Annotated in this window: 18 protein-coding genes; 14 read left to right on the plus strand and 4 right to left on the minus strand. The window is 74.6% G+C overall.

The window, feature by feature from the left end; translation table 11 throughout:
* Positions 1–133 precede the first annotated feature (133 nt).
* The 14 genes from hrpB to ACWF41_RS05715 all read left to right on the plus strand — a co-directional run bounded on the left by hrpB (position 134) and on the right by ACWF41_RS05715 (position 16,435).
* Positions 134–2,668 (plus strand): ATP-dependent helicase HrpB, encoded by a 2,535-nt coding sequence (gene hrpB, locus ACWF41_RS05650; RefSeq protein WP_380325057.1) that lies wholly within the window; start codon positions 134–136, stop codon positions 2,666–2,668.
* Between the two features lie 137 nt (positions 2,669–2,805).
* Positions 2,806–3,372 carry an NUDIX hydrolase gene (locus ACWF41_RS05655; protein WP_380325060.1) on the plus strand — a complete coding sequence of 189 codons (567 nt, stop codon included), beginning with the start codon at positions 2,806–2,808 and terminating at the stop codon, positions 3,370–3,372.
* A gap of 14 nt (positions 3,373–3,386) precedes the next feature.
* The gene (gene pdxT / locus ACWF41_RS05660; protein WP_380325066.1) at positions 3,387–4,055 is read left to right on the plus strand and encodes a pyridoxal 5'-phosphate synthase glutaminase subunit PdxT; all 669 of its coding nucleotides are present in this window, start codon (positions 3,387–3,389) and stop codon (positions 4,053–4,055) included.
* Between the two features lie 7 nt (positions 4,056–4,062).
* Positions 4,063–4,821 (plus strand): YebC/PmpR family DNA-binding transcriptional regulator, encoded by a 759-nt coding sequence (locus ACWF41_RS05665; protein ID WP_380325063.1) that lies wholly within the window; start codon positions 4,063–4,065, stop codon positions 4,819–4,821.
* A gap of 287 nt (positions 4,822–5,108) precedes the next feature.
* A complete protein-coding gene (gene ruvC, locus ACWF41_RS05670; RefSeq protein ID WP_380319998.1) occupies positions 5,109–5,699 on the plus strand; it encodes a crossover junction endodeoxyribonuclease RuvC in 591 nt (196 codons plus the stop codon).
* Positions 5,700–5,822: 123 nt separating this feature from the next.
* On the plus strand, positions 5,823–6,461 hold the full coding sequence (gene ruvA / locus ACWF41_RS05675) for a Holliday junction branch migration protein RuvA (RefSeq protein WP_380320001.1): 639 nt from the start codon (positions 5,823–5,825) through the stop codon (positions 6,459–6,461).
* On the plus strand, positions 6,406–7,548 hold the full coding sequence (ruvB, locus tag ACWF41_RS05680; protein ID WP_380320004.1) for a Holliday junction branch migration DNA helicase RuvB: 1,143 nt from the start codon (positions 6,406–6,408) through the stop codon (positions 7,546–7,548). The genes ruvA and ruvB overlap by 56 nt, the downstream gene beginning before the upstream one ends.
* 180 nt (positions 7,549–7,728) lie before the next feature.
* Positions 7,729–8,175, plus strand: coding sequence for a preprotein translocase subunit YajC (yajC, locus tag ACWF41_RS05685; RefSeq protein ID WP_380320007.1), 447 nt, complete (start codon positions 7,729–7,731; stop codon positions 8,173–8,175).
* A gap of 128 nt (positions 8,176–8,303) precedes the next feature.
* The gene (gene secD, locus ACWF41_RS05690; RefSeq protein WP_380320010.1) at positions 8,304–10,457 is read left to right on the plus strand and encodes a protein translocase subunit SecD; all 2,154 of its coding nucleotides are present in this window, start codon (positions 8,304–8,306) and stop codon (positions 10,455–10,457) included.
* Entirely contained in the window at positions 10,457–11,554 is a 1,098-nt protein-coding gene (gene secF, locus ACWF41_RS05695) for a protein translocase subunit SecF (RefSeq protein ID WP_380320013.1), read from the plus strand. The genes secD and secF overlap by 1 nt, the downstream gene beginning before the upstream one ends.
* Positions 11,555–11,571: 17 nt before the next feature.
* On the plus strand, positions 11,572–12,183 hold the full coding sequence (locus tag ACWF41_RS05700) for an adenine phosphoribosyltransferase (protein WP_380320016.1): 612 nt from the start codon (positions 11,572–11,574) through the stop codon (positions 12,181–12,183).
* A gap of 53 nt (positions 12,184–12,236) precedes the next feature.
* On the plus strand, positions 12,237–14,600 hold the full coding sequence (locus ACWF41_RS05705) for a RelA/SpoT family protein (protein WP_380320019.1): 2,364 nt from the start codon (positions 12,237–12,239) through the stop codon (positions 14,598–14,600).
* A gap of 70 nt (positions 14,601–14,670) precedes the next feature.
* Positions 14,671–15,828: an ATP-dependent DNA ligase gene (locus ACWF41_RS05710; RefSeq protein WP_380320022.1), complete on the plus strand. Its 1,158-nt coding sequence runs from the start codon at positions 14,671–14,673 to the stop codon at positions 15,826–15,828.
* Between the two features lie 76 nt (positions 15,829–15,904).
* Positions 15,905–16,435 carry a dihydrofolate reductase family protein gene (locus ACWF41_RS05715; protein ID WP_380320025.1) on the plus strand — a complete coding sequence of 177 codons (531 nt, stop codon included), beginning with the start codon at positions 15,905–15,907 and terminating at the stop codon, positions 16,433–16,435.
* 13 nt (positions 16,436–16,448) lie between these two features.
* On the opposite strand, the gene ligD is transcribed toward ACWF41_RS05715, so the two are convergent.
* The 4 genes from ligD to ACWF41_RS05735 form a co-directional block, all read right to left on the minus strand.
* The gene (ligD, locus tag ACWF41_RS05720; protein WP_380320028.1) at positions 16,449–17,537 is read right to left on the minus strand and encodes a non-homologous end-joining DNA ligase; all 1,089 of its coding nucleotides are present in this window, start codon (positions 17,535–17,537) and stop codon (positions 16,449–16,451) included.
* A gap of 10 nt (positions 17,538–17,547) precedes the next feature.
* Positions 17,548–18,237: a hypothetical protein gene (locus ACWF41_RS05725; protein ID WP_380320031.1), complete on the minus strand. Its 690-nt coding sequence runs from the start codon at positions 18,235–18,237 to the stop codon at positions 17,548–17,550.
* A 73-nt stretch (positions 18,238–18,310) separates the two neighbouring features.
* Positions 18,311–20,143 (minus strand): DUF349 domain-containing protein, encoded by a 1,833-nt coding sequence (locus ACWF41_RS05730; RefSeq protein ID WP_380320034.1) that lies wholly within the window; start codon positions 20,141–20,143, stop codon positions 18,311–18,313.
* Positions 20,140–20,925, minus strand: coding sequence for a peptidylprolyl isomerase (locus ACWF41_RS05735; protein ID WP_380320069.1), 786 nt, complete (start codon positions 20,923–20,925; stop codon positions 20,140–20,142). Before ACWF41_RS05735 ends, ACWF41_RS05730 begins: the two co-directional genes overlap by 4 nt.
* Between the last annotated feature and the right edge of the window lie 66 nt (positions 20,926–20,991).

Raw genomic sequence — 20,991 nt, forward strand, 5'->3', positions numbered from 1 at the left:
GAGGCAAGTCGGTACCCTGTGGGCGGGGGGGGGAGGGGGGGGGAAAAAGGGGCGGAAAAAACAGGGCCAGACAGGGCCCCCAGCGGCCTTCTCCTCCGTGGCCCCCCTGGCCGCAGTCGACTAGGGTCGGGGCGTGCTGCTCCCTGAACCGTCGGTGCCGGGTGCGGACCTGCCCGTCCGGGCAGCCCTGCCCGCCACGGTCGACGCGGTGCGGTCGCGCGGTACGGCGGTGCTGGTGGCGCCGCCGGGGTCGGGGAAGACCTCGTTGCTGCCGCTCGCGCTGGCGGACGCGCTCGGGGGCACGATCCTCGTCGCCGAGCCGCGTCGGATGGCGACCCGAGCGGCCGCGACCCGGCTGGCGACGCTGGTCGGCGAGCCGCTCGGGCGGCGGATCGGCTACGCGATGCGCGGCGAGCGCAGCGGCGGCACGGGCCTGCGCGTCGAGGTGGTGACCACGGGGCTCCTCGTGCGGCGGCTGCAGCAGGACCCGGAGCTGCCGGGTGTCTCGGCGATCGTCATCGACGAGTGCCACGAGCGGCACCTGGACGCCGACCTGCTGCTCGCGCTCTGCGTCGACGTCCGGGCGAACCTCCGGGACGACCTGGCCGTCGTCGCGACCTCGGCCACGGCGGACACCCTCCGGCTGAGCCGCGCGCTCGGCGCGGACGAGCCTGCACCCGTGGTCACGGCGTCCGCCGCGCTGTTCGACGTGGCGACCGAGTGGGCTCCGCCGCCGATGCCCACGCCGCTGCTCCCCGGCGGTCGCGTCGACCCGCGCCTGCTCGACCACGTCGCGGCCGTCGTCCGGCGCGCGCTGACGGAGAACGACGGCGACATCCTCGTGTTCGTGCCGGGGGAGGCCGAGATCGGGGGCGTGACGCGCCGGTTGGCCGGTCTGAACGTGCTGCCGCTGTTCGGCCGCCAGTCGAGGGCCGAGCAGGAGCGCGCGCTGACGCCGTCGGCCGTGCGCCGGGTCGTGGTGACGACCTCGGTCGCGGAGAGCTCGCTGACGGTGCCCGGGGTGCGGGTCGTGGTCGACGCGGGCCTGGCCCGCGAGCCGCGAACCGATCAGTCCCGTGGCCTCGGGACGCTGGTCACCTGCCGGGTCTCGAGGTCGTCGGCCGACCAGCGCGCGGGCCGTGCCGGGCGGGAGGGGCCCGGCCGCGTCTATCGGTGCTGGTCCGCCACCGACCACGCGCGTCTCGACGACCACGCGGCGCCGGAGATCGCGGTCGCCGACCTGGCGGCCTTCGCCCTCGACCTCGCGGCCTGGGGCGCGCCCGGCGGCGCCGGTCTGACGCTGCTCGACCCCCCGCCGGCCCCGGCGATGACGGCGGCCACCGAGCTGCTGCGCCGCATCGACGCCCTGGACGACGACGGCCGGATCACCGAGCGGGGCCGTCGGCTGCGGGCGGTGGGGGCGCATCCTCGCCTGGCGCGTGCGCTGCTGGACGGGGCGCCGCGGGTCGGCGCCGACCGGGCGCGCGAGATCGTCGCGATGCTGTCGGACGACTCGGGCCGCGGCGCCGGCGACGACCTGCCGGCACGCTGGCGGGCCCTGCGCCGCGGCGACGACCGCGGCGCGACCGCGCGCTGGGGAGAAGAGACGAAGCGCCTCGGCCGCGGCGCGACGACCGGTGACCCGTCGGGCGGGCGGGACGGCCGGGCAGGCCGCGGGGAGCACCGGGTCCCCGACGATCTCGCGGTGGGGATCGTGGCGGGCCTGGCGTACCCGGACCGGATCGCGCGGGCCCGGGGGACCGATTCCGTGACCTACCAGATGGCGGGCGGCACGGGTGCCGCGCTGGACCCGCAGTCGCCGCTGCGGAGCGCGCCCTGGCTGGCGATCGCGGTCGCCGACCGGGCCGCCAGTCGCGCCGACGCCCGGATTCGCGCCGCGGCGCCGATCGACGAGCAGACCGCGCGGGACGTCGCCGGCGACCTCGTGACGACCACCGACCAGATCCGCTGGGACAACGGCCGGATCGTGACGCGGCGGGTCGAGACGCTCGGCGCCATCGTGCTGGGCGACGCCCCGCTGGCGAACCCCGACCCGCAGCTCGTCCAGGCGGCCGTCCGCGACGGCATCCGGCGCAGCGGCCTGTCCGTGCTGCGCTGGTCGGAGGCCGCCCTCGCCCTGCGGGAACGGCTCGCGTTCTGCCACGCCCACCTCGGAGCCCCGTGGCCTGCGGTCGACGACGAGGCGTTGCTGGCGGGTCTCGACGCCTGGCTGGGCGCCGAGCTCGCCTCGGTGCGAGGCTCGCGCGACCTGGCCCGCGTCGACGTGACCTCGGCGCTCCGGGGCCTCCTGCCGTGGCCGGAGGCGGCGCGGTTCGGCGAGCTGGCACCGGAACGGCTCCAGGTCCCGTCGGGATCCGAGGTCCGCCTCGCGTACGACGGCGCCGAGCCGCCCGTCCTCGCGGTGAAGCTGCAGGAGGTCTTCGGCTGGACCACGACCCCGGCCGTCGCGGACGGCCGCGTCCCGGTCGTCCTGCACCTGCTGTCGCCCGCGGGCCGGCCGGTCGCGATCACGAGCGACCTCGCGTCCTTCTGGAGGCAGGGCTATCCCGGCGTCCGAGCCGACCTGCGAGGCCGCTATCCGCGCCACCCGTGGCCGGAGGATCCCGTCACCGCCCTCCCGACCAGGCGCGTGAAGCCCCGCCGGTGAGCGAGGTCGCCCTGGTCAGGTGGCCGCCGACCCGTGGCTACCATGGGCGCCATGGATGCGCGTTCCCCCTCGGCCGTGAAGCACGGCGTTCGTGTCGAGCCGGAGCCGGCGCCCGTGCGCTCGGCCGAGCGCGGCCGGTGACCCCCGCCCTCGGCGACGACTGGGCGGTGGGCCCGGACGGGCTGCGGCAACGCCGCGCCGCCCGCGTCATCGTGCTCGACGGCGCGGACCGGGTCCTCCTGGTGCGTGGGCACGACGCCGACCAGCCCGAACGGTCGTGGTGGTTCACTGTCGGCGGCGGCATCGACGCCGGCGAGAGCGAGGTGGACGCCGCCCTGCGCGAGCTGCGCGAGGAGGCGGGGCTCGACCTCGCGCCCGCCGACCTCGTGGGCCCCGTGCTCACGCGGGACGCCTTCTTCCACTTCTTCGCCGAGACGTGCCGCCAGCAGGAGGTCTTCTTCCTGGCGCGCGTCGCCGGCGGCCACGAGCCCACCGCCGACGGATGGACCCCCGAGGAGCGCGACGTGCTCGACGAGATGCGCTGGCTGACCACCGCGGAGCTGCGCTCCGAGACGCGCGAGGTCTTCCCGACCAGCCTGCCGGACGTCGTCGACGCGCTGGCCCGCGGGTGGGACGGCACCGTGGTCCACCTCGGCACGCAGCACGACGACGAGCCGTCCGACCCCGAGGAGCTCCCGCGGTGACGACCCACGTCCCCATGCCGTCCCCGTCGTCGGGCACGGGCCGGCCCACCGTCGGCGTGCTCGCCCTCCAGGGCGACGTGCGCGAGCACGCCGCCGCCCTCGAGCAGGCGGGCGCGCGCGCCGTCAGCGTCCGCCGCCCGTCCGAGCTCGACGCCGTCGACGGGCTCGTGCTGCCCGGGGGAGAGTCGACCACCATCGACAAGCTGCTGCGCCTCTTCGAGCTCGCCGACCCCCTGCGCCGCCTCATCGGCGAGGGGCTCCCCGTGTTCGGCTCGTGCGCCGGCATGATCCTGCTCGCCGACCGCATCGAGGGCGGCACCGCCGACCAGCGCACCCTCGGTGGGATGGACGTCCTCGTGCGGCGCAACGCCTTCGGCCGCCAGGTCGACTCGTTCGAGGCGGACCTGCAGGTCGCGGGAGTCTCCGACGCCCCCGGCGGGCGACCCGTGCGCACCGCGTTCATCCGCGCGCCGTGGGTCGAGGAGGCCGGCCCGCAGGTGGAGGTCCTCGCCCGGATCCCCGACAGCTGGGCGGACGGCTCCACGGTCGGGCCCGCCGCCGGTAAGATCGTCGCAGCACGTCAGGGACGGCTGCTCGCCACCGCGTTCCACCCGGAGATCACGGGGGACGCACGTGTGCACGGGCTGTTCGTCCGGCTCGTCCAAGCATCGCGAAGGAGTTAGGGAGCGCATGTCAGGTCACTCCAAGTGGGCCACGACCAAGCACAAGAAGGCCGCGATCGATGCCAAGCGTGGCAAGCTCTTCGCCAAGCTGATCAAGAACATCGAGGTCGCCGCGCGCACCGGAGGCGGCGACCCCGCCGGTAACCCGACCCTGTTCGACGCCATCCAGAAGGCGAAGAAGTCGTCGGTCCCCAACGACAACATCGACCGCGCCCTCAAGCGCGGGTCCGGCGAGGGCGCCGACGCCGTCGACTACCAGACGATCATGTACGAGGGCTACGGCGCGAACGGCATTGCCGTCCTCGTCGAGTGCCTCACGGACAACAAGAACCGCGCCGCCTCCGAGGTCCGCCTCGCGTTCAGCCGCAACGGCGGCAACCTGGCCGACCCGGGCTCCGTGTCCTACCTGTTCTCCCGCAAGGGCCTCGTCGTCGTGCCCAAGGCCGACGGCGTCACCGAGGACGACGTCATGCTCGCCGCCCTCGACGCCGGCGCGGAGGAGGTCAGCGACGAGGGCGACGTCATCGAGGTGCTCTCCGAGGCCACCGACCTCGTCGCCGTGCGCACCGCCATCCAGGAGGCGGGCATCGAGTACGACTCCGCCGACTCCATCTGGCACCCGTCCATGGAGGTCGAGGTCGACGTCGAGGGCGCGCGCAAGATCATGCGCCTCATCGACGCGCTCGAGGACAGCGACGACGTCCAGAACGTCTACGCGAACTTCGACGCCTCGGACGAGGTCATGGCGGCGCTGGACGAGGACTGATCCTTTCGTCGTGCCGGGCCGGAGGCTCTCGGTCGGGGCGGCCGGGCGGGCTGGGACGTGTCGCGAGGCGCGCCATCCGGCCGCTCGTTCCTCGCGGCCTCCCGCCAGGCCCGGCCAGCCTCGCGACACGTCCCACCCCGCCCGTCCGCGTTCGTGCGTGGCCTCCGGGCCCGCGACCTCGGATCATTCCTCGTGGTGGGTGGGGGCAGGGGGCGTGAGCCGTGTCCCGTGCGGGGCTGTCGTCGCGCCTGCGCGGGGGTGTCCGCCGTGCGTGAGATGGTGACCGCGTGCGAGTGCTGGGGGTGGATCCGGGGCTGACCCGGTGCGGGGTCGGCGTCGTCGACTCGTTGCCGGGACGCAGGGCCCGGATGGTCGACGTTGGGGTCGTGCGCAGCGAGCCCGAGCTGAGCGTGGACCTGCGGCTGCTGTGCATCGCCGAGGGGCTCGACGCGTGGCTCGAGCGCACCGTGCCCGACGTCGTGGCTGTGGAGCGCGTGTTCGCGCAGAACAACCGCAGCACCGTGATGGGCACCGCGCAGGTCGCCGGCCTGGCGATGGTCGCCGCCGCGAAGCGGGGGGTGCCCGTCGCGATGCACACCCCCAGCGAGGTGAAGGCCGCCGTCACCGGGTCCGGGCGGGCGGGCAAGGAACAGGTGCAGCGGATGATCGCGCGCATCCTCGGGCTCGACGAGCTGCCGCGCCCCGCCGACGCCGCGGACGCCCTCGCCCTCGCCGTCACGCACCTCTGGCGACCCTCCGGCGCGCTCCAGGGCGGGGAGCGCCACGAGCTCACGCCCGCGCAGCGCGCCTGGGCCGCGGCGGAGCGCTCGGCGCGCACCGGGTCGCACCGCGGGGCCCCGTCCCGCACGGCCCGGTGACGGCGGCCGCGGCGTGCTCACCGTGTCGCGTCCGGGTGTCGCGTCCGGAGCGTCGGCGCCGGTTGTTACAGTGACGCCTCGTACGGGTGTTCGACGATTGGCCAGCTCGACGGAAGGACCACGGTGATCGCCTCCCTGACCGGCACGGTCACGCACGTGACGCTCGAGCGGGCCGTGCTCGACGTCGGCGGGGTCGGGTACCTCGTCCACGCCACCCCCGGGACCCTGGCGGGGCTCCGGGTGGGGGAGCGCGCCCAGCTGCACACCACGCTCGTCGTCCGCGAGGACTCGATGACCGTGTTCGGCTTCGCCGAGGCGGACGAGCGCGAGGTCTTCGAGACGGCGCAGTCGGTCTCGGGCGTCGGCCCGCGCATCGCGCTCGCCATGCTGGCCGTGCTCACGCCCGACGCGCTGCGCCGCGCCGTCGCGAGCGAGGACCTCGCGGCGCTGCGCCGCATCCCCGGCGTCGGGCCCAAGAGCGCCCAGCGCCTCGTCCTCGAGCTGTCCGGCAAGCTCGGCGCCCCGACCTCCGCCGAGGCGGGCGCCCCGGTGCCCGAGGCGCCGCCGCTCGCGGCCGGCGACCCCGCGCGCGACCAGGTCGTCGAGGCGCTCGTCGGCCTGGGCTGGGCGGCGAAGGTCGCGCAGGAGACCGTCGATCGCGTTCTCGCGGACGTCGGCGACGACGTCCCGAGCGGCGGCCCGATCGATGTGGCGGCGACGCTGCGGGCGGCGTTGCGCTCCCTGGGCGGGCGACGTGGCTGAGCCGCTGGAGCCGGAGTACGGCGGCGAGCGGCTCGTCACCTCCTCGGCCGACGACGTCGAGCGCGCGGCCGAGGCGGCCCTGCGGCCCAAGAGGCTCGACGAGTTCGTCGGCCAGCGGGTGGTGCGCGACCAGCTCTCCCTCGTCCTGCAGGCCGCCCTGGCCCGCGAGGCCTCGCCCGACCACGTGCTGCTGTCCGGCCCGCCCGGGCTCGGCAAGACGACGCTGGCCATGATCATCGCGGCCGAGCTCGGCACGTCCCTGCGCGTCACCAGCGGTCCGGCCATCCAGCACGCGGGCGACCTGGCCGCCGTCCTGTCCTCGCTCGAGGAGGGCGAGGTGCTCTTCATCGACGAGATCCACCGGCTCGCGCGGCCCGCCGAGGAGCTGCTGTACGTCGCGATGGAGGACTTCCGCGTCGACGTCGTCGTCGGCAAGGGCGCCGGGGCCAGCGCGATCCCGCTGGCGCTGCCGCCGTTCACCGTGGTCGGCGCCACCACCCGTTCCGGGCTGCTCCCGGCGCCCCTGCGCGACCGGTTCGGCTTCACCGGCCACCTCGACTTCTACGACGCCGCCGAGCTGGAGCGCGTCATCCTGCGCTCGGCCGGCCTGCTGGGCGTCGACCTGCAGCACGCGGCCGCGCACGAGATCGCCGGCCGCTCGCGGGGCACGCCCCGCATCGCCAACCGGCTGCTGCGCCGCGTGCGCGACTGGGCGCAGGTCCGCGGCGACGGTCGGCTGGACCTGCGTGCCGCCCGCGCCGCGCTCGAGGTGTACGAGGTGGACCCGATCGGCCTCGACCGGCTCGACCGCTCCGTCCTCGACGCCGTCTGCCGCCGGTTCGGCGGCGGGCCCGTCGGCCTCAGCACCCTCGCGATGACCGTCGGCGAGGAGCCCGACACCGTCGAGACCGTCGCGGAGCCGTACCTGGTGCGCGAGGGGCTGCTCGGCCGCACCCCGCGCGGGCGCGTCGCGACGCCCGCGGCCTGGGAGCACCTCGGCCTCGAGCCGCCGCTCGGGGCGTGGGGCGCCCCGCTCGGCGGCACCCTCTTCGACGAGGCCGCCGAGAGCGGCGAGCCGAGCACCTAGACTGGTGCTGCCCGGCCCGCCGACGGTCCGGGCCGGAACTCGACGGGTGCCGTGCTCGTTGGGGCCCGTACGCACAGGTTCGCGAGCAGACGCGGAGCTGTGCCCGGCGTGCCGACCGGCGCGCCCCGACGCCCGCCTGTCGAGCAGCGACGGCCGGGCAGCGACAGACAAGGACGCTCCGTGGACTTCTCCATCATCATTCTCTTCGTGGTCCTCGCCGGCCTCATGTTCTTCATGAGCTCGCGGTCGCGCAAGCAGCAGCGTGCGCAGCAGGAGTTCCGGTCGCAGCTCGCCCCGGGCCAGGAGGTCATGACCGGCTCCGGCCTCTTCGGCACCGTGGTGGAGATCGACGAGAGCAACGACACCGTCACCATCGAGTCGAGCCCCGGGACGCAGACCCGCTGGCTCCGTGCGGCGATCGCCAAGCGTGTCGACACGCCGGTCGAGGACGCCACCGAGGCCGGCGACGAGACCGACGTCACAACCGACCCCACCGCGACCGGTACGATCACCTCCGGCGACGGTCACATCGACGTCCCCGACGACCTGTCGAGCCTGGACACCGCCCAGCGGGAGTACCGGGAGCAGCAGCGTCGCGACGAGGGCGAGACCGGCACCACGAAGTGACAGCACCAGCGACATGGGACGGCGGGCGCTCGCGCCCGTCGGCCTGACGACGCGCCGGTCGGGGTGATCCCGGCCGGCGCCATCACGCGCCGACCCACCGGCGGCGCGCAGACGGGAAGAGACAGAAGTTGGCGAACTCACGCACGAAGCGGTCGCGTCCGGCGCGCACCCTCGTGGTCTTCACGATCCTGACGATCGTCCTGCCGTTCCTCGCCCTCGGCGCCGGCGTCTTCTGGGACGCCAAGTCCGACTCCAACCCGGACGGCGCGAGCTGGGCCCCGGGCCTGGCGCTCGACCTGCAGGGCGGCACGCAGCTGATCCTCAAGGCCGACACCACGGACGGGTCGCAGGTGACGTCGGAGACGATCGACGAGTCGATCAACGTCATCCGGCAGCGCATCGACTCCTCCGGCGTCTCCGAGGCGGAGATCACGGCACAGGGGTCGAAGAACATCGTCGTCGGCATCCCCGGCGAGGTGTCGCAGGAGACCATCGACCTGATCTCCCAGCCCGCCCAGATGCGCTTCCGCCCGGTGCTGACCTATGCGGCGGGCACGCCGACGCCGGAGCCGTCCGCGTCGCCGAGCGGCGACGCCGAGGGCGCGGCCACCGACGACGCGACCTCCGGCGACGCCAAGGACTCGAAGGACGGGAAGTCCGGCGGCGCGAAGGACGACGAGGCCGCGGACACCACGCCGAGCGGCAAGGGCGCCGGCTCCGCCGTGACCCTCCCCTCGGACCTCGGCAAGGCCACGGACCCGACGCCGACGGCGACCGCCACCTCCGGCGACGACGCCACCACGGACCCCTCGCCGGCGACGACGCCGGCCGAGGGCGACGAGACGGGCGACGCGGCCGCGGCATCCGACCCGAGCGACCTCGCGCAGATCACCCCGGAGATCCAGTCGCAGTTCGAGAAGCTCGACTGCACCGACCCGGAGAACCTCAAGGGCGGCGGCGGGGACGACCCCGACAAGCCGCTCGTGACCTGTGACGAGACCGGCGCGGTCAAGTACATCCTCGGCCCGGTGGAGATCGAGGGCACGCACATCTCCAACGCGAGCTCGGGCCTGGTGCCCGGGCCGAACGGCACCACCACCAACGAGTGGGGCGTCTTCCTCGACTTCGACTCGACGGGCGCGAAGCAGTTCCGCGAGACCACGGGTCGCATCGCCACGCTCGAGGCGCCGCGCAACCAGTTCGCCATCGTCCTCGACACCCTGGTGGTCTCGGCCCCGTCGGTCTCGCAGGCGATCACGGACGGCAGCGCCGTCATCTCCGGGTCGTTCACCCGCGACTCGGCCGCGACGCTCGCCAACCAGCTGAGCTTCGGCGCGCTGCCCGTGCAGTACACGGTGGAGAGCCAGGAGGTCATCTCCGCGACCCTCGGCTCCGAGCAGCTGCGCAACGGCCTCATCGCGGGCCTCATCGGCCTCGCGCTCGTGGTCGTGTACTCGCTGCTGCAGTACCGCACGCTGGGCCTGCTCACCGTCGCGTCGCTCGTCGTCGCCGGCGTCATCACCTACCTGTCCATCGCCCTGCTCTCCTGGGGGATGGGCTACCGGCTCTCCCTCGCGGGCGTCGCGGGCCTGATCGTCGCGATCGGCTTCACCGCGGACTCGTTCATCGTGTACTTCGAACGTATCCGTGACGAGCTGCGTGACGGGAGAACTCTGGCCTTCGCCGTCGAGCGCGGCTGGGCCCGCGCGCGGCGCACGGTGCTCGCGGCGAAGGCGGTCAACCTGATCTCCGCGGTCATCCTGTACTTCCTCGCCGTGGGCGGCGTGCAGGGCTTCGCGTTCACGCTGGGCCTGACGACGATCATCGACGTCGCCGTCGTGTTCTGGTTCACGCACCCGATGATGGAGGTCATCACCAAGATCCCGTTCTTCCGGGACGGTCACCTGTGGTCCGGGCTGTCGCCCGAGCGGCTGCGTGCGGGCTCCGGCCCGCGGTACGTGGGTGCCGGGCGGGTCCGGATGCCCGAGCCGGCTGTGGCCGGCGACGCGGCAGCGACCGAGGCCGAGGCCGAGGGCGTGCCCGCCACCACGGGCGCCACGGCGCCCGAGCCGGTGCACAGCGGCGCGCGGCAGGCCCCGGCCCCGGCGACCGACGCGTCGGGCCGTCGCCTGACGATCGCCGAGCGCCGCGCCGCCGAGCGGCGGGCTGCCGCGGCCCAGGAGGCGGAGCCCGACCCCGGGCCCGGCTCCGGACCAGGGGACGGCGCGTCGCCCTCGGCGACCGGTGAGACCACCTCCGGCACGAACGAGGAGAGCCGCTGATGGCCCGCATCAACTTCGCCCAGTGGGGCAACGACCTGTACACGGGCCGTCGGTCCTACCCGATCGTGCAGCGCCGCAAGCGCTGGTTCGCGATCGCCGGCGCGCTCGCGATCGCCTCGATCCTGGTCATCGCGATCAAGGGCCTCACCCTCGGCATCGACTTCCGCGGCGGCACGGAGTTCACCGTGAACAACGCGTCGTCGACCGAGCAGCAGCTCGCGATCGACGCCGTGCATCAGACGCTCCCGAGCGAGGAGCCCCGCGTCGCGATCGTGGGCGGCTCGGCCGTCCGCGTGCAGACGGAGGTCGTGACCCCCGAGCAGGAGTCGGAGATCACCACCGACCTCGCCACGGCGTACGACGTGGAGGCGTCGGAGATCACCACGTCGTTCGTGGGCCCGACCTGGGGCGCGGGCGTCTCGACCCGGGCCCTGTGGGGCACGGTCGTGTTCGTGCTCGCCGCGGCGCTGTTCATGGCGGTGTACTTCCGCGCCTGGCGGATGTCGGTGGCGGCGATCGTCGCGATGCTCGGCGACCTGCTCATCTCCGCCGGCGTGTACGCGGCGATCGGCTGGGAGGTCACGCCGTCGACGATCATCGGCTTCCTGACGATCCTCGGCTTCTCGCTGTACGACAAGATGGTCGTCTTCGACAAGGTCCGCGAGAACACCGCGGACGTGCTCACCCAGACGCGCAGCACGTACGCGGAGCGGGCGAACCTCGCCGTCAACCAGACGCTGGTCCGGTCCATCAACACCTCCGTCGTGGCGCTGCTGCCGGTCGCGAGCATCCTGTTCGTGGGCGCGTTCCTGCTCGGCGCGGGCACGCTGCGCGACCTGTCGCTCTCGCTGTTCGTCGGCATCGCCGTCGGCGCGGCCTCGTCGCTCTTCCTGGCGACGCCGCTCGACGTCGCGCTGCGCGAGCGCGAGCCCCGCATCGCGGCCCACACGAAGTCCGTGCTCGAGGCCCGTGCCGGCCTGGTCGCCGAGGGCGGCCACGAGGCCGAGGTCGAGGCGTACACGACCGGCTCGGCGCAGCTCGTGCCGGGGCAGCACCAGGGCAACAGCGCCCAGCCGCGCCGCAAGCGCACGCGCTGAGGCACGGGGACGACGGGATGACGGACACCTTCGACGGCGTGCCCGGTGACGGCCGGCCGGACGACATCGTGCTCGACGGCCTGCGGGGCCTGGGCTCCGGGCGCGCGGCGGAGGTCCGCGCGCTGATCCGGGACGTGCCGGACTACCCGCACCCGCCGGTCGTGTTCCGGGACATCACCCCGCTGCTCGCGGACGGCCGGGCGCTGGCGGACGTCGTGGAGGCGTTCGCCCGCCTGGTCGACGCGGACGGCGGCGTGGACGTCGTCGCCGGGATGGAAGCGCGCGGGTTCCTGCTCGGCGCGCCGCTCGCCACCAGGCTCGGGGTCGGCTTCCTGCCGCTGCGCAAGGCGGGCAAGCTCCCGCCGCCGGTCGAGCGGGTGGAGTACGAGCTCGAGTACGGCTCCGCCGCCATCGAGCTGCGCACGGGAACACTCGGTGCGGGTGCGCGTGTTTTCATCGTCGACGACGTGCTCGCGACCGGCGGCACGGCGTGCGCGGCCGCCGAGCTCGTGGAACGCTCGGGCGGCCAGGTGGTCGCCCTCGCGTTCCTGCTCGAGCTCGCTGGCCTGGGCGGACGCGGTCGGCTGCCGGGCCGGACGGTCGAGGCTCTGCTGCGCGTGGAGTCGTAGACTTGCCGTCCCGGCCGTCGGCGACCCCGCGGTGGTTGCGGAAGGAGGCGCAGATGAGCGACGAGACGAAGGTCGTGCGCGCCGCCGCCGCGCCCCAGGGATCGGGCCCGTCGGGTCGCGGATCGGGCTCGGGGCGCAGCGTGCGCAACCGGCTGGTGCGGCTCGGGGTGCGCGGCGCCCCGCCCACCACGCCCGCGCTGGAGCCCGTGCTCCAGGCGGTGCGCACCAACCACCCGAAGTCCGACCTGTCGGTGCTCGAGCGCGCCTACGCGACGGCCGAGCGCTGTCACCGCGGCCAGGAGCGCAAGTCCGGCGACCCGTACATCACGCACCCGGTCGCCGTGGCGACGATCCTCGCGGAGCTCGGCTTCGACGGCGCGACCCTCGCGGCCGCGTTGCTGCACGACACGGTCGAGGACACCGACTACGGCCTGGACGAGCTGACCCAGGAGTACGGCGAGGAGATCGCCATGCTCGTCGACGGCGTCACCAAGCTCGACAAGGTGAAGTACGGCGACGCGGCCCAGGCCGAGACCGTCCGCAAGATGGTCGTCGCGATGGCCAAGGACATCCGCGTGCTGGTCATCAAGCTCGCGGACCGGCTGCACAACGCCCGCACCTGGAAGTACGTCTCCGGCTCGTCGGCGCAGCGCAAGGCGCGCGAGACGCTGGAGATCTACGCCCCGCTCGCGCACCGGCTGGGCATGAACACCATCAAGTGGGAGCTGGAGGACCTGTCCTTCCAGACGCTGTACCCCAAGGTGTACGACGAGATCGTGCACCTGGTGGCGGAGCGCGCGCCCGCCCGCGAGGAGTACCTGTCGGTGGTGCGCGAGCAGATCTCCGCCGACCTGCGCAGCGCGAAGATCAAGGCCACCGTGACCGGGCGGCCCAAGCACTACTACTCGATCTACCAGAAGATGATCGTGCGCGGGCACGACTTCGCGGAGATCTACGACCTCGTCGGCACGCGCGTCCTCGTGGACACGGTGCGGGACTGCTACGCGGTGCTCGGCGCGCTCCACGCGCGCTGGAACCCGGTCCCGGGCCGGTTCAAGGACTACATCGCGATGCCGAAGTTCAACATGTACCAGTCGCTGCACACGACGGTCGTGGGCCCGGGCGGCAAGCCGGTCGAGATCCAGATCCGCACGCACGACATGCACCGCCGCGCGGAGTACGGGGTCGCGGCGCACTGGAAGTACAAGCAGATGGCCCCCGCCGGCAAGCCGGGGACCACGGACGACCCCCGCGCCAACGACATGGCGTGGCTGCGCCAGCTCGTCGACTGGCAGCGCGAGACGGCGGACCCGAGCGAGTTCCTCGACTCCCTGCGCTACGAGATCGGCGGCGCGGAGGTGTACGTCTTCACGCCGAAGGGCGAGGTGATGGCGCTGCCCGCCGGCGCCACCCCGGTCGACTTCGCCTACTCGGTGCACACCGAGGTGGGGCACCGCACGATGGGCGCGCGCGTCAACGGCCGCCTCGTGCCGCTCGACTCGACGCTGCAGAACGGCGACACGATCGACATCCTCACCTCGAAGGCGGAGTCGGCGGGCCCCTCGCGCGACTGGCTCGCGTTCGTGAAGTCGGCGCGCGCCCGCAACAAGATCCGCCAGTGGTTCACCAAGGAGCGGCGCGAGGAGGCGATCGAGCAGGGCAAGGACGCCATCACGAAGGCGATGCGCAAGCAGAACCTGCCCATCCAGCGCCTGCTCAGCCACGAGGCGCTCGTGGGCCTGGCGAACGACATGCGCTACGCCGACGTGTCCGCGCTGTACGCGGCCGTCGGCGAGGGGCACGCCTCGGCGCCGCACGTCGTCGACCTGCTCGTGAAGTCGCTCGGCGGCGAGGAGGGCACCGAGGAGGACGCGGCCGAGGCCGCGCGCCCCGGGACCCCGACCCGCCGGGGGCGCACCGGCGACCCCGGCATCGTGGTCAAGGGCGTCGACGACATCTGGGTCAAGCTCGCCAAGTGCTGCACGCCGGTGCCGGGTGACTCGATCGTCGGCTTCGTGACCCGCGGTGCGGGCGTGAGCGTGCACCGCGCGGACTGCGCCAACGCCGAGCAGCTGGCGAAGGCCCAGCCGGAGCGCATGGTGGACGTGAGCTGGACGACGGGCGCCAACACCATGTTCCTCGTGCAGATCCAGGTCGAGGCCCTCGACCGGTCCCGCCTGCTGTCCGACGTCACGAAGGTGCTGTCGGACTACCACGTCAACATCCTGTCGGCCACGGTCTCCACGTCGTCCGACCGGATCGCGATCTCGAAGTTCGTCTTCGAGATGGCCGAGCCCGGGCACCTGCAGCAGGTGCTCACCGCGGTGCGCAAGGTCGACGGCGTGTTCGACGTCTACCGCATCACCGGGACGAAGGTGGCCGAGGTGCACCAGGCGCAGGAGTCCGCCGGCGCCTGACCGGAGGCCCGACTGGCGGCGGCCCCGTGCCCGGAGGTGCCCGTCGCACCCGCGGAGTAGGTTCGCCAGCATGACGCTGCCGCTCGAGCCGCCGGTGCTGCCCATGCTCGCCAAGTCGGTGCCGGACGTGCCCGACCAGCCGGACGGCGAGCCCACCTGGGTGTACGAGCCGAAGTGGGACGGTTTCCGGGCGCTCGTCTTCCGCGACGGCGACGACGTGCGGATCGACTCCCGCAACGCCCGCCCGATGCAGCGCTACTTCCCGGACGTCGTCGACGCCGTCCTCGACGCGCTGCCGCCGCGGTGCGTCGTCGACGGAGAGATCGTCGTCGCGCGGCCCGGTGACGAGGCGTCGGGCCGGTCCGCGCACCTCGACTTCGACGCCCTGGGGCAGCGCATCCACCCGGCGGAGTCGCGGGTGCGGATGCTTGCTTCCGAGACGCCGGCGAGCCTCGTCGTCTTCGACCTCCTCGCGCTGGGGGACGACGACCTGTCCGGGCGCCCGCTGGGCGAGCGGCTGGCCGCGCTCGACGGGCTGGGGCTCGCCGGACCGCAGGTGCACGCGACGCCCCGCACGCAGGACGCCGCCGTCGCCCGGGACTGGTTCGCGACGTTCGAGGGCGCCGGCCTCGACGGGGTGGTCGCCAAGCGGCTCGACGACGCGTACCAGCCGAACAAGCGAGCGCTGCTGAAGATCAAGCACGCCCGGACGGCCGACGTCGTCCTGGCCGGCTACCGGCTGCACAAGACGTCGACGCCCGAGAACCCCCTGATCGGGTCGCTCCTGCTCGGGCTGTACGCCGACGCCGACGACCCCGCCAGCCTCCAGTTCGTGGGCGTCTCGGCCTCGTTCCCCGCCGCCCGCCGCGCCGCGCTGCACGCCGAGCTCGCTCCGCTGGTCGTCCAGCCCGGCAGCGAGGACGCCGCCGCGCACCCCTGGGCGAACTGGCAGGACCCGGCCGTCGCCGACGGCAGCACGGGGGAGCGGCGCCCCGGCGCCCAGTCGCGCTGGAGCGCGGGCAAGGACCTCTCCTTCACCCCGCTGCGGGTGGAGCGGGTGCTCGAGGTCGGGTACGACCACATGGAGGGCAGCCGGTTCCGGCACACCGCGCAGTTCAAGCGCTGGCGGCCCGATCGCGACCCGGCGTCGTGCACGTACGCGCAGCTCGAGGAGCCGGTCGGCTACGACCTCGCCGGCCTCCTGCCCGGGGCCCCGGGTACGGCCTGACCGCTGGCCGGTCCCGCCGATGAGTCGGGGCGGGCGCCCGGGTCTACGGACCATGGGAACCCTCAGGTACGGACTGATGAGCTGCTCGCTCGACGGCTACGTGGCCGACGCCGACGGCGACTTCTCCTGGAGCGCGCCGGACGAGGCCGTGCACGCCTTCATCAACGACCGGGTGCGGGACGTGCAGACGTTCGTCGTGGGCCGGACCATGTTCGAGACCATGCGCGTGTGGGACACGTGGCCCCCGGGGCAGAGCGACGCCACGGACGAGTTCGCCGAGATCTGGCGCGGGATCGACAAGATCGTCTGCTCCGACAGCCTCGACGCCGTCGACGCGCCCCGCACCACGCTCCAGCCCCGGCTCACGACGGCCCGCCTCGCCGAGATCGCGGCGGCCGCGGACGGCGCCGTCGAGGTGTCCGGCCCGACGACGGCCGCCGACGCCCTGCGGGCCGGGCTGGTCGACGAGATGACGGTCCGCGTCGTGCCGCACGTCGCCGGCGGCGGGCTCCGCCTGCTCCCCGACGGGATGCGGGCCGACCTCGTGCGCGCCGAGTGCGTCCCGCTCGACGACGGGTCGGTCTTCCTGCGCTACACCCGCCCCTGAGCGTGGTGGGCGGTCAGGACCGCTTGCGGTCCGTGTCGCGGCTGGGCTGCACCCGCTTGGGCTCGCCGGGCATCTTGGGGTACTCGGGGGGATAGGGCAGGTCGCCCAGCCCGTGCTCCTCCTCGTCGCGGCGGGCGAGCTCGAGGGCCGAGTCCAGCGAGCAGTCGAGCGCGGGGTCGCGGTCGGCGCGCAGGGGCGCGAACAGGTCGCCGCGCTCGGCGAACCGCGCGGGCACGGTGGTGACGTCGAAGTCGTCCGGATGGACCTCGCCGACCTCGTCCCACTCGAGCGGGGTGGAGACGGTGGCGCGCTTGTTGGCGCGCACGGAGTACGCCGACGCGATGGTGCGGTCCCGCGCCATCTGGTTGTAGTCGACGAAGATCTTCTCGCCCCGCTCCTCCTTCCACCACTTGGTGGTGACCTGGTCCGGCAGGCGCCGCTCCAGCTCCCGGCCGACGGCGATCGTGGCACGGCGCGCCTGCTGGAACGACCAGCGCGGCGCGAGCGGCACGAAGACGTGCAGGCCCCGCCCGCCGGACGTCTTGGGATAGCCCGTGAGGCCGAGCTCGGTGAGCAGGTCGCGCAGGTGGGGTGCGACGGTGGCGGCGTCGTCGAACGTGGTGCCCGGTTGCGGGTCGAGGTCGATGCGGAGCTGGTCCACGGCCTCGACGTCGTCGCGACGCACGGGCCACGGGTGGAACGTGAGGGTGCCGAGGTTCGCCGCCCACGCGACGACGGCCAGCTCGGTGGGTGCCACCTCGTCGGCGGTGCGCCCGCTCGGGAAGGCGATGGTGGCGGTCTCCACCCAGTCCGGCGCGCCCTGGGGGAGACGCTTCTGGTAGAACGCGTCGCCGCGGTTGTCCGCGCGCGTGGCCATCACGGCCTCGGGCCACCAGCCCTTCGGCCAGCGCTCGAGCGTGGTCGGCCGGTGCAGCAGGGCGCCGAGGATGCCGTCGCCCACGGACAGGAAGTACTCGACGATCTCGCGCTTCGTGAGGCCCGGGCGGTCGGGCAGCTCCGGGAAGACGACGCGGTCGGGGCTGGAGACGCGGACGGCGCGTCCTGCGGCGTCGAGCTCGACGGCGGGTGCGGCGGGGGCCATGCGCCTCAACCTAGGGCAGGCCGACGGGTGCCGCACGGAGGACAGCCGGTGGCCCGGACCGCGCGAGGTCCAGCACGGCACGCGCCCGCGGCCGCCCCACCGCGCGCGCCCGGCGCTCCAGCAGCCGCGCCGCGTCGTCGAGGTCCAGCCCGCAGGCGTCCGCGAGGACCCGGGCGAGGCCCGCGGCCGTCCCGTCGCCGGGGACGTGCAGGGCGACGTCGACGACGGTGCGCAGCGGGGTCGTCACGCGCACCCGGCCGAGCTCCTGGGTGTCGCCGCGCAGCAGCGGGGCCTGCCACACGAGGCCTGCGCCCCAGACCTCCGGGCGGTGCCCCCCGGCGGGGTATGTGACGTCGAGGCAGTCCGCCGCCTCGGCCGCCGCGGGCCGACCGGCGTGCACCCATGCGGCGCTGCGGCCCGCGAGGACCCCGCCGGTCGGGAGCTCGGCCGCGAGCAGCGCGGCACGCAGGGCCGGGGGCACCGGCGTCCCGGCGGCGACGGCCGCGTCCCCGCGGAGCACCTCGAGGGCGCCGTCGCGCACCAGCACGTGCCACGCCGCGCGCCCGCCGACGTCGTGCGGTCGCACCAGCGGGCCGGCGCCGCGCGGCGGCGGCGCGATCAGCGCCCCGAGCCGGGCGACGCCGGCGTCGGCGGCGTGCGGGGAGCGGGGGAGAGAGGTCGAGACGGCGAAGGGGCCCACGACCGGAACGTATCCGGTCGCGGGCCCCTGCGGGCGCGGCCTGTGGACGGCCGCTCGCGCGAGGCGCGCAGCGTCAGCCGCGGGTTTCCTCGGCGGCGCGCACCACCTGCTCCAGCCACGCGCGGCGGGCGGCGAGGGCGGTCTCGGCCTCCTCGACCCGGCGGGCGTCGCCGGACTCCCGGGCCGCGGCGAGGTCGCGCTCGAGGCCCTCGATGGCCGCCTCGAGCTGAGCCGCCGCGCCCTCGGCCCGCGCGCGGGTCTCGGGGTTGGTGCGGTCCCAGCGGGCCTGCTCCGCGGTGCGGACGGCCGTCTCGACCGCGCGCATGCGCCCCTCGACGCGCTGCACGTCGCCGCGGGGCACCTTGCCGGCGTCCTCCCACCGCTCCTGCAGGTCGCGCAGCGCGGCCTTCGCAGCGGCGAGGTCCGTCACCGGCAGCAGGGCCTCCGCCTCGACGAGCAGCGCCTCCTTGACCACGAGGTTCTGGCCGTACTCGGCGTCGATCGCGGCGTTCTCCGCGTCCCGCGCCCCGAAGAAGGCGTCCTGCGCGGCCCGGAACCTGGCCCACAGTGCGTCGTCGTCCTTGCGGCTGGCTCGGCCGGCGGCCTTCCAGCGCGCCATGAGGTCGCGGTAGGCCGCGGCGGTGGCGCCCCAGTCGGTGTGGTCCTTGAGGGCCTCCGCCTCGGCGACGAGCTTCTCCTTCTCGGCCTTGGCGGCGCTGTTGCGCTGCTCCAGGTCCGCGAAGAAGTGCCGGCGCTCACGGTCGAACGCGGTGCGGGCGTGGCTGAACCGCTTCCAGAGGGCCTCCTCCGTCGGGCGGTCGATGCGCGGCCCGTTGCGCTGCGCGTCCTTCCACTGGTCGAGCAGGCCGCGCAGCTCCTCGCCCGCCGGGCGCCACTGCATCTTGGCGGGGTCGGTGCCGGCGATCTTCTCGGCGGACTCGACGATCGCCGTGCGGGCCGCGACGGCCTCCGCCTTGGCGGCGGCGCGCTCCTGCTCGAGCGCCGCACGACGCTCCCCCGCACGGGCCCCGAGGCCCTCGACGCGGGCTCGCAGGGCGTCCAGGTCGCCGACGGCGGCCGGCTCGCCGGTCTCCTCGGCGAGCTTCGTGAGGGTCTGGTCGATCTCGCGCACGGACAGGTCGGCGCTGTCGAGACGCGTCTCGAACAGGGCGACCTTGGCGTCGAGGTCGAGGTAGCGGCGCACGTAGAGGCTCATCGCCTCCGAGGCGTCGACGCCCGGGAACTGGCCGACCTGGCGCTCGCCCGCGGCCTCCCGCACGTACACGGTGCCGTCCTCGTCCACCCGGCCGAACGCCTCGGCGGCGGCGGCCTGGGCGGCGTCGTGGGCGGGCGGCGCGACCGGCGTCACCGGGGTGGCGGCCTCGGCCGGCGGGATGTCCGCCGGCGTCGGCGCGGCCGGACGGCGCACGGCCGAAGGCTTGGGCGCGCCCGGGCGGGGCTTCGGCACCGCCGACGGCTTGGGCGCCGCGGGCTTCGTCGGGGCCGGGGCAGGCGTCGGGGTCGGCTCGACCTGAGCAGCCTCGACCTGAGCAGCCTCGACCGGTGCGGCCTCGGGCTCGGGGGCGGACTCAGCTGCCTGGGGCTCGGCGGCCGCCTCGGGCTGATCGGCGGTCTCGGCGGGCTCCGAGGTCTCGGCCGCAGGGGAGTCCGTGGCGGCGGCCTCGGCTGCCGGCTCCGACGTCGCCTCGGTCGCCTCGGGCGTGGCGTCCGTCTCCGTGGCCTCGGGCTCCGTGGTCACGGCGGCCTCGGCGGCGGGCTGCTCGTCGTCGGCCGGGGCAGGCGGGGTCGCCTGGTCCGGGGTCGTCTGCGATGGAGTCTCGGCCGTCTCCTCGGTGCCGGCCGGGGTCTCCTCGGGGCCGGTCGAGCCGGGGGTGCTCTCGCTCACTGGGTCTCCACTCCTTCGATGATGACGGGGGTCTGGGGGGCGCCGTCGCCGGCCCCACCCTCGACGCCCTCGTCAGCGACTGCCTGGACGGCGTCCAGGCCGGACGTGACGGTGCCGAGCACCGTGTACCCGCCCGCGGCGTCGGACGGGATGGTCGAATCCTGGTACACGATGAAGAACTGCGAGCCCATCGACTCGCCGTTGCCGCCCTGGCGGGCCATCGCGATGGTCCCCGCGGGGTACACGTCGTCCTTCGGGGCGTTCTCGATCGGGCCGTACGAGTAACCCGGGCCACCGGTGCCGGTGCCCGTGGGGTCGCCGCACTGCAGCACGTAGATGCCGGAGGTGGTGAGGCGGTGGCACGGGGTGTCGTCGTAGTACCCCTGCGTCGCGAGCGACACGAAGCTCGCGACCGCCTGCGGGGCGGCGGCGCCGTCCAGCTCCACGACGACCGGCGACTCGGTGCCTCCCGCGCACAGGTCGATCGTCGCGGTCCAGGTGCGGTCCTCAGCGGCCGACGGGTCGGGCAGGTCGCCGCCGGAGCGGGCCTCGGTCGAGGCGGCGGGGCAGTCCCCGGCGGCCTGCGGCGTCGGGGAGGTGGCGGGGTTCGCGGCGCCGCCGAGGTTCGCGATCACGAAGCCGCCGCCCACCAGGGCGAGCACGGCCACGATCGCCACGATCGCGAACATCCGCTGCCGGCGGGCACGCGCCTGCGCCTGCCGCTGCTCCCACTTCTCCTGCCGCTTGCGGGCGTAGTCACGCTCGCGCTTGGTGGCCGCCACCGTCGGGGGCACCTCCTCGGTCGTCCCGTCTCGCACGGGAACTTCCGCGCGCGGAGGACAGTCTAG

Source organism: Isoptericola sp. NPDC055063, from assembly GCF_053608125.1.

What these genes read in the sequence shown, in the direction of transcription:
- ruvB (WP_380320004.1), top strand. Translation starts at nt 6,406, where the DNA reads ATGTGGCGGCGACGCTGCGGGCGGCGTTGCGCTCCCTGGGCGGGCGAC.
- ACWF41_RS05665 (WP_380325063.1), top strand. Translation starts at nt 4,063, where the DNA reads ATGTCAGGTCACTCCAAGTGGGCCACGACCAAGCACAAGAAGGCCGCG.
- secF (WP_380320013.1), top strand. Translation starts at nt 10,457, where the DNA reads ATGGCCCGCATCAACTTCGCCCAGTGGGGCAACGACCTGTACACGGGC.
- ACWF41_RS05710 (WP_380320022.1), top strand. Translation starts at nt 14,671, where the DNA reads ATGACGCTGCCGCTCGAGCCGCCGGTGCTGCCCATGCTCGCCAAGTCG.
- pdxT (WP_380325066.1), top strand. Translation starts at nt 3,387, where the DNA reads ATGCCGTCCCCGTCGTCGGGCACGGGCCGGCCCACCGTCGGCGTGCTC.
- ligD (WP_380320028.1), bottom strand. Translation starts at nt 17,537, where the DNA reads ATGGCCCCCGCCGCACCCGCCGTCGAGCTCGACGCCGCAGGACGCGCC.
- ACWF41_RS05705 (WP_380320019.1), top strand. Translation starts at nt 12,237, where the DNA reads ATGAGCGACGAGACGAAGGTCGTGCGCGCCGCCGCCGCGCCCCAGGGA.
- ACWF41_RS05715 (WP_380320025.1), top strand. Translation starts at nt 15,905, where the DNA reads ATGAGCTGCTCGCTCGACGGCTACGTGGCCGACGCCGACGGCGACTTC.
- ACWF41_RS05700 (WP_380320016.1), top strand. Translation starts at nt 11,572, where the DNA reads ATGACGGACACCTTCGACGGCGTGCCCGGTGACGGCCGGCCGGACGAC.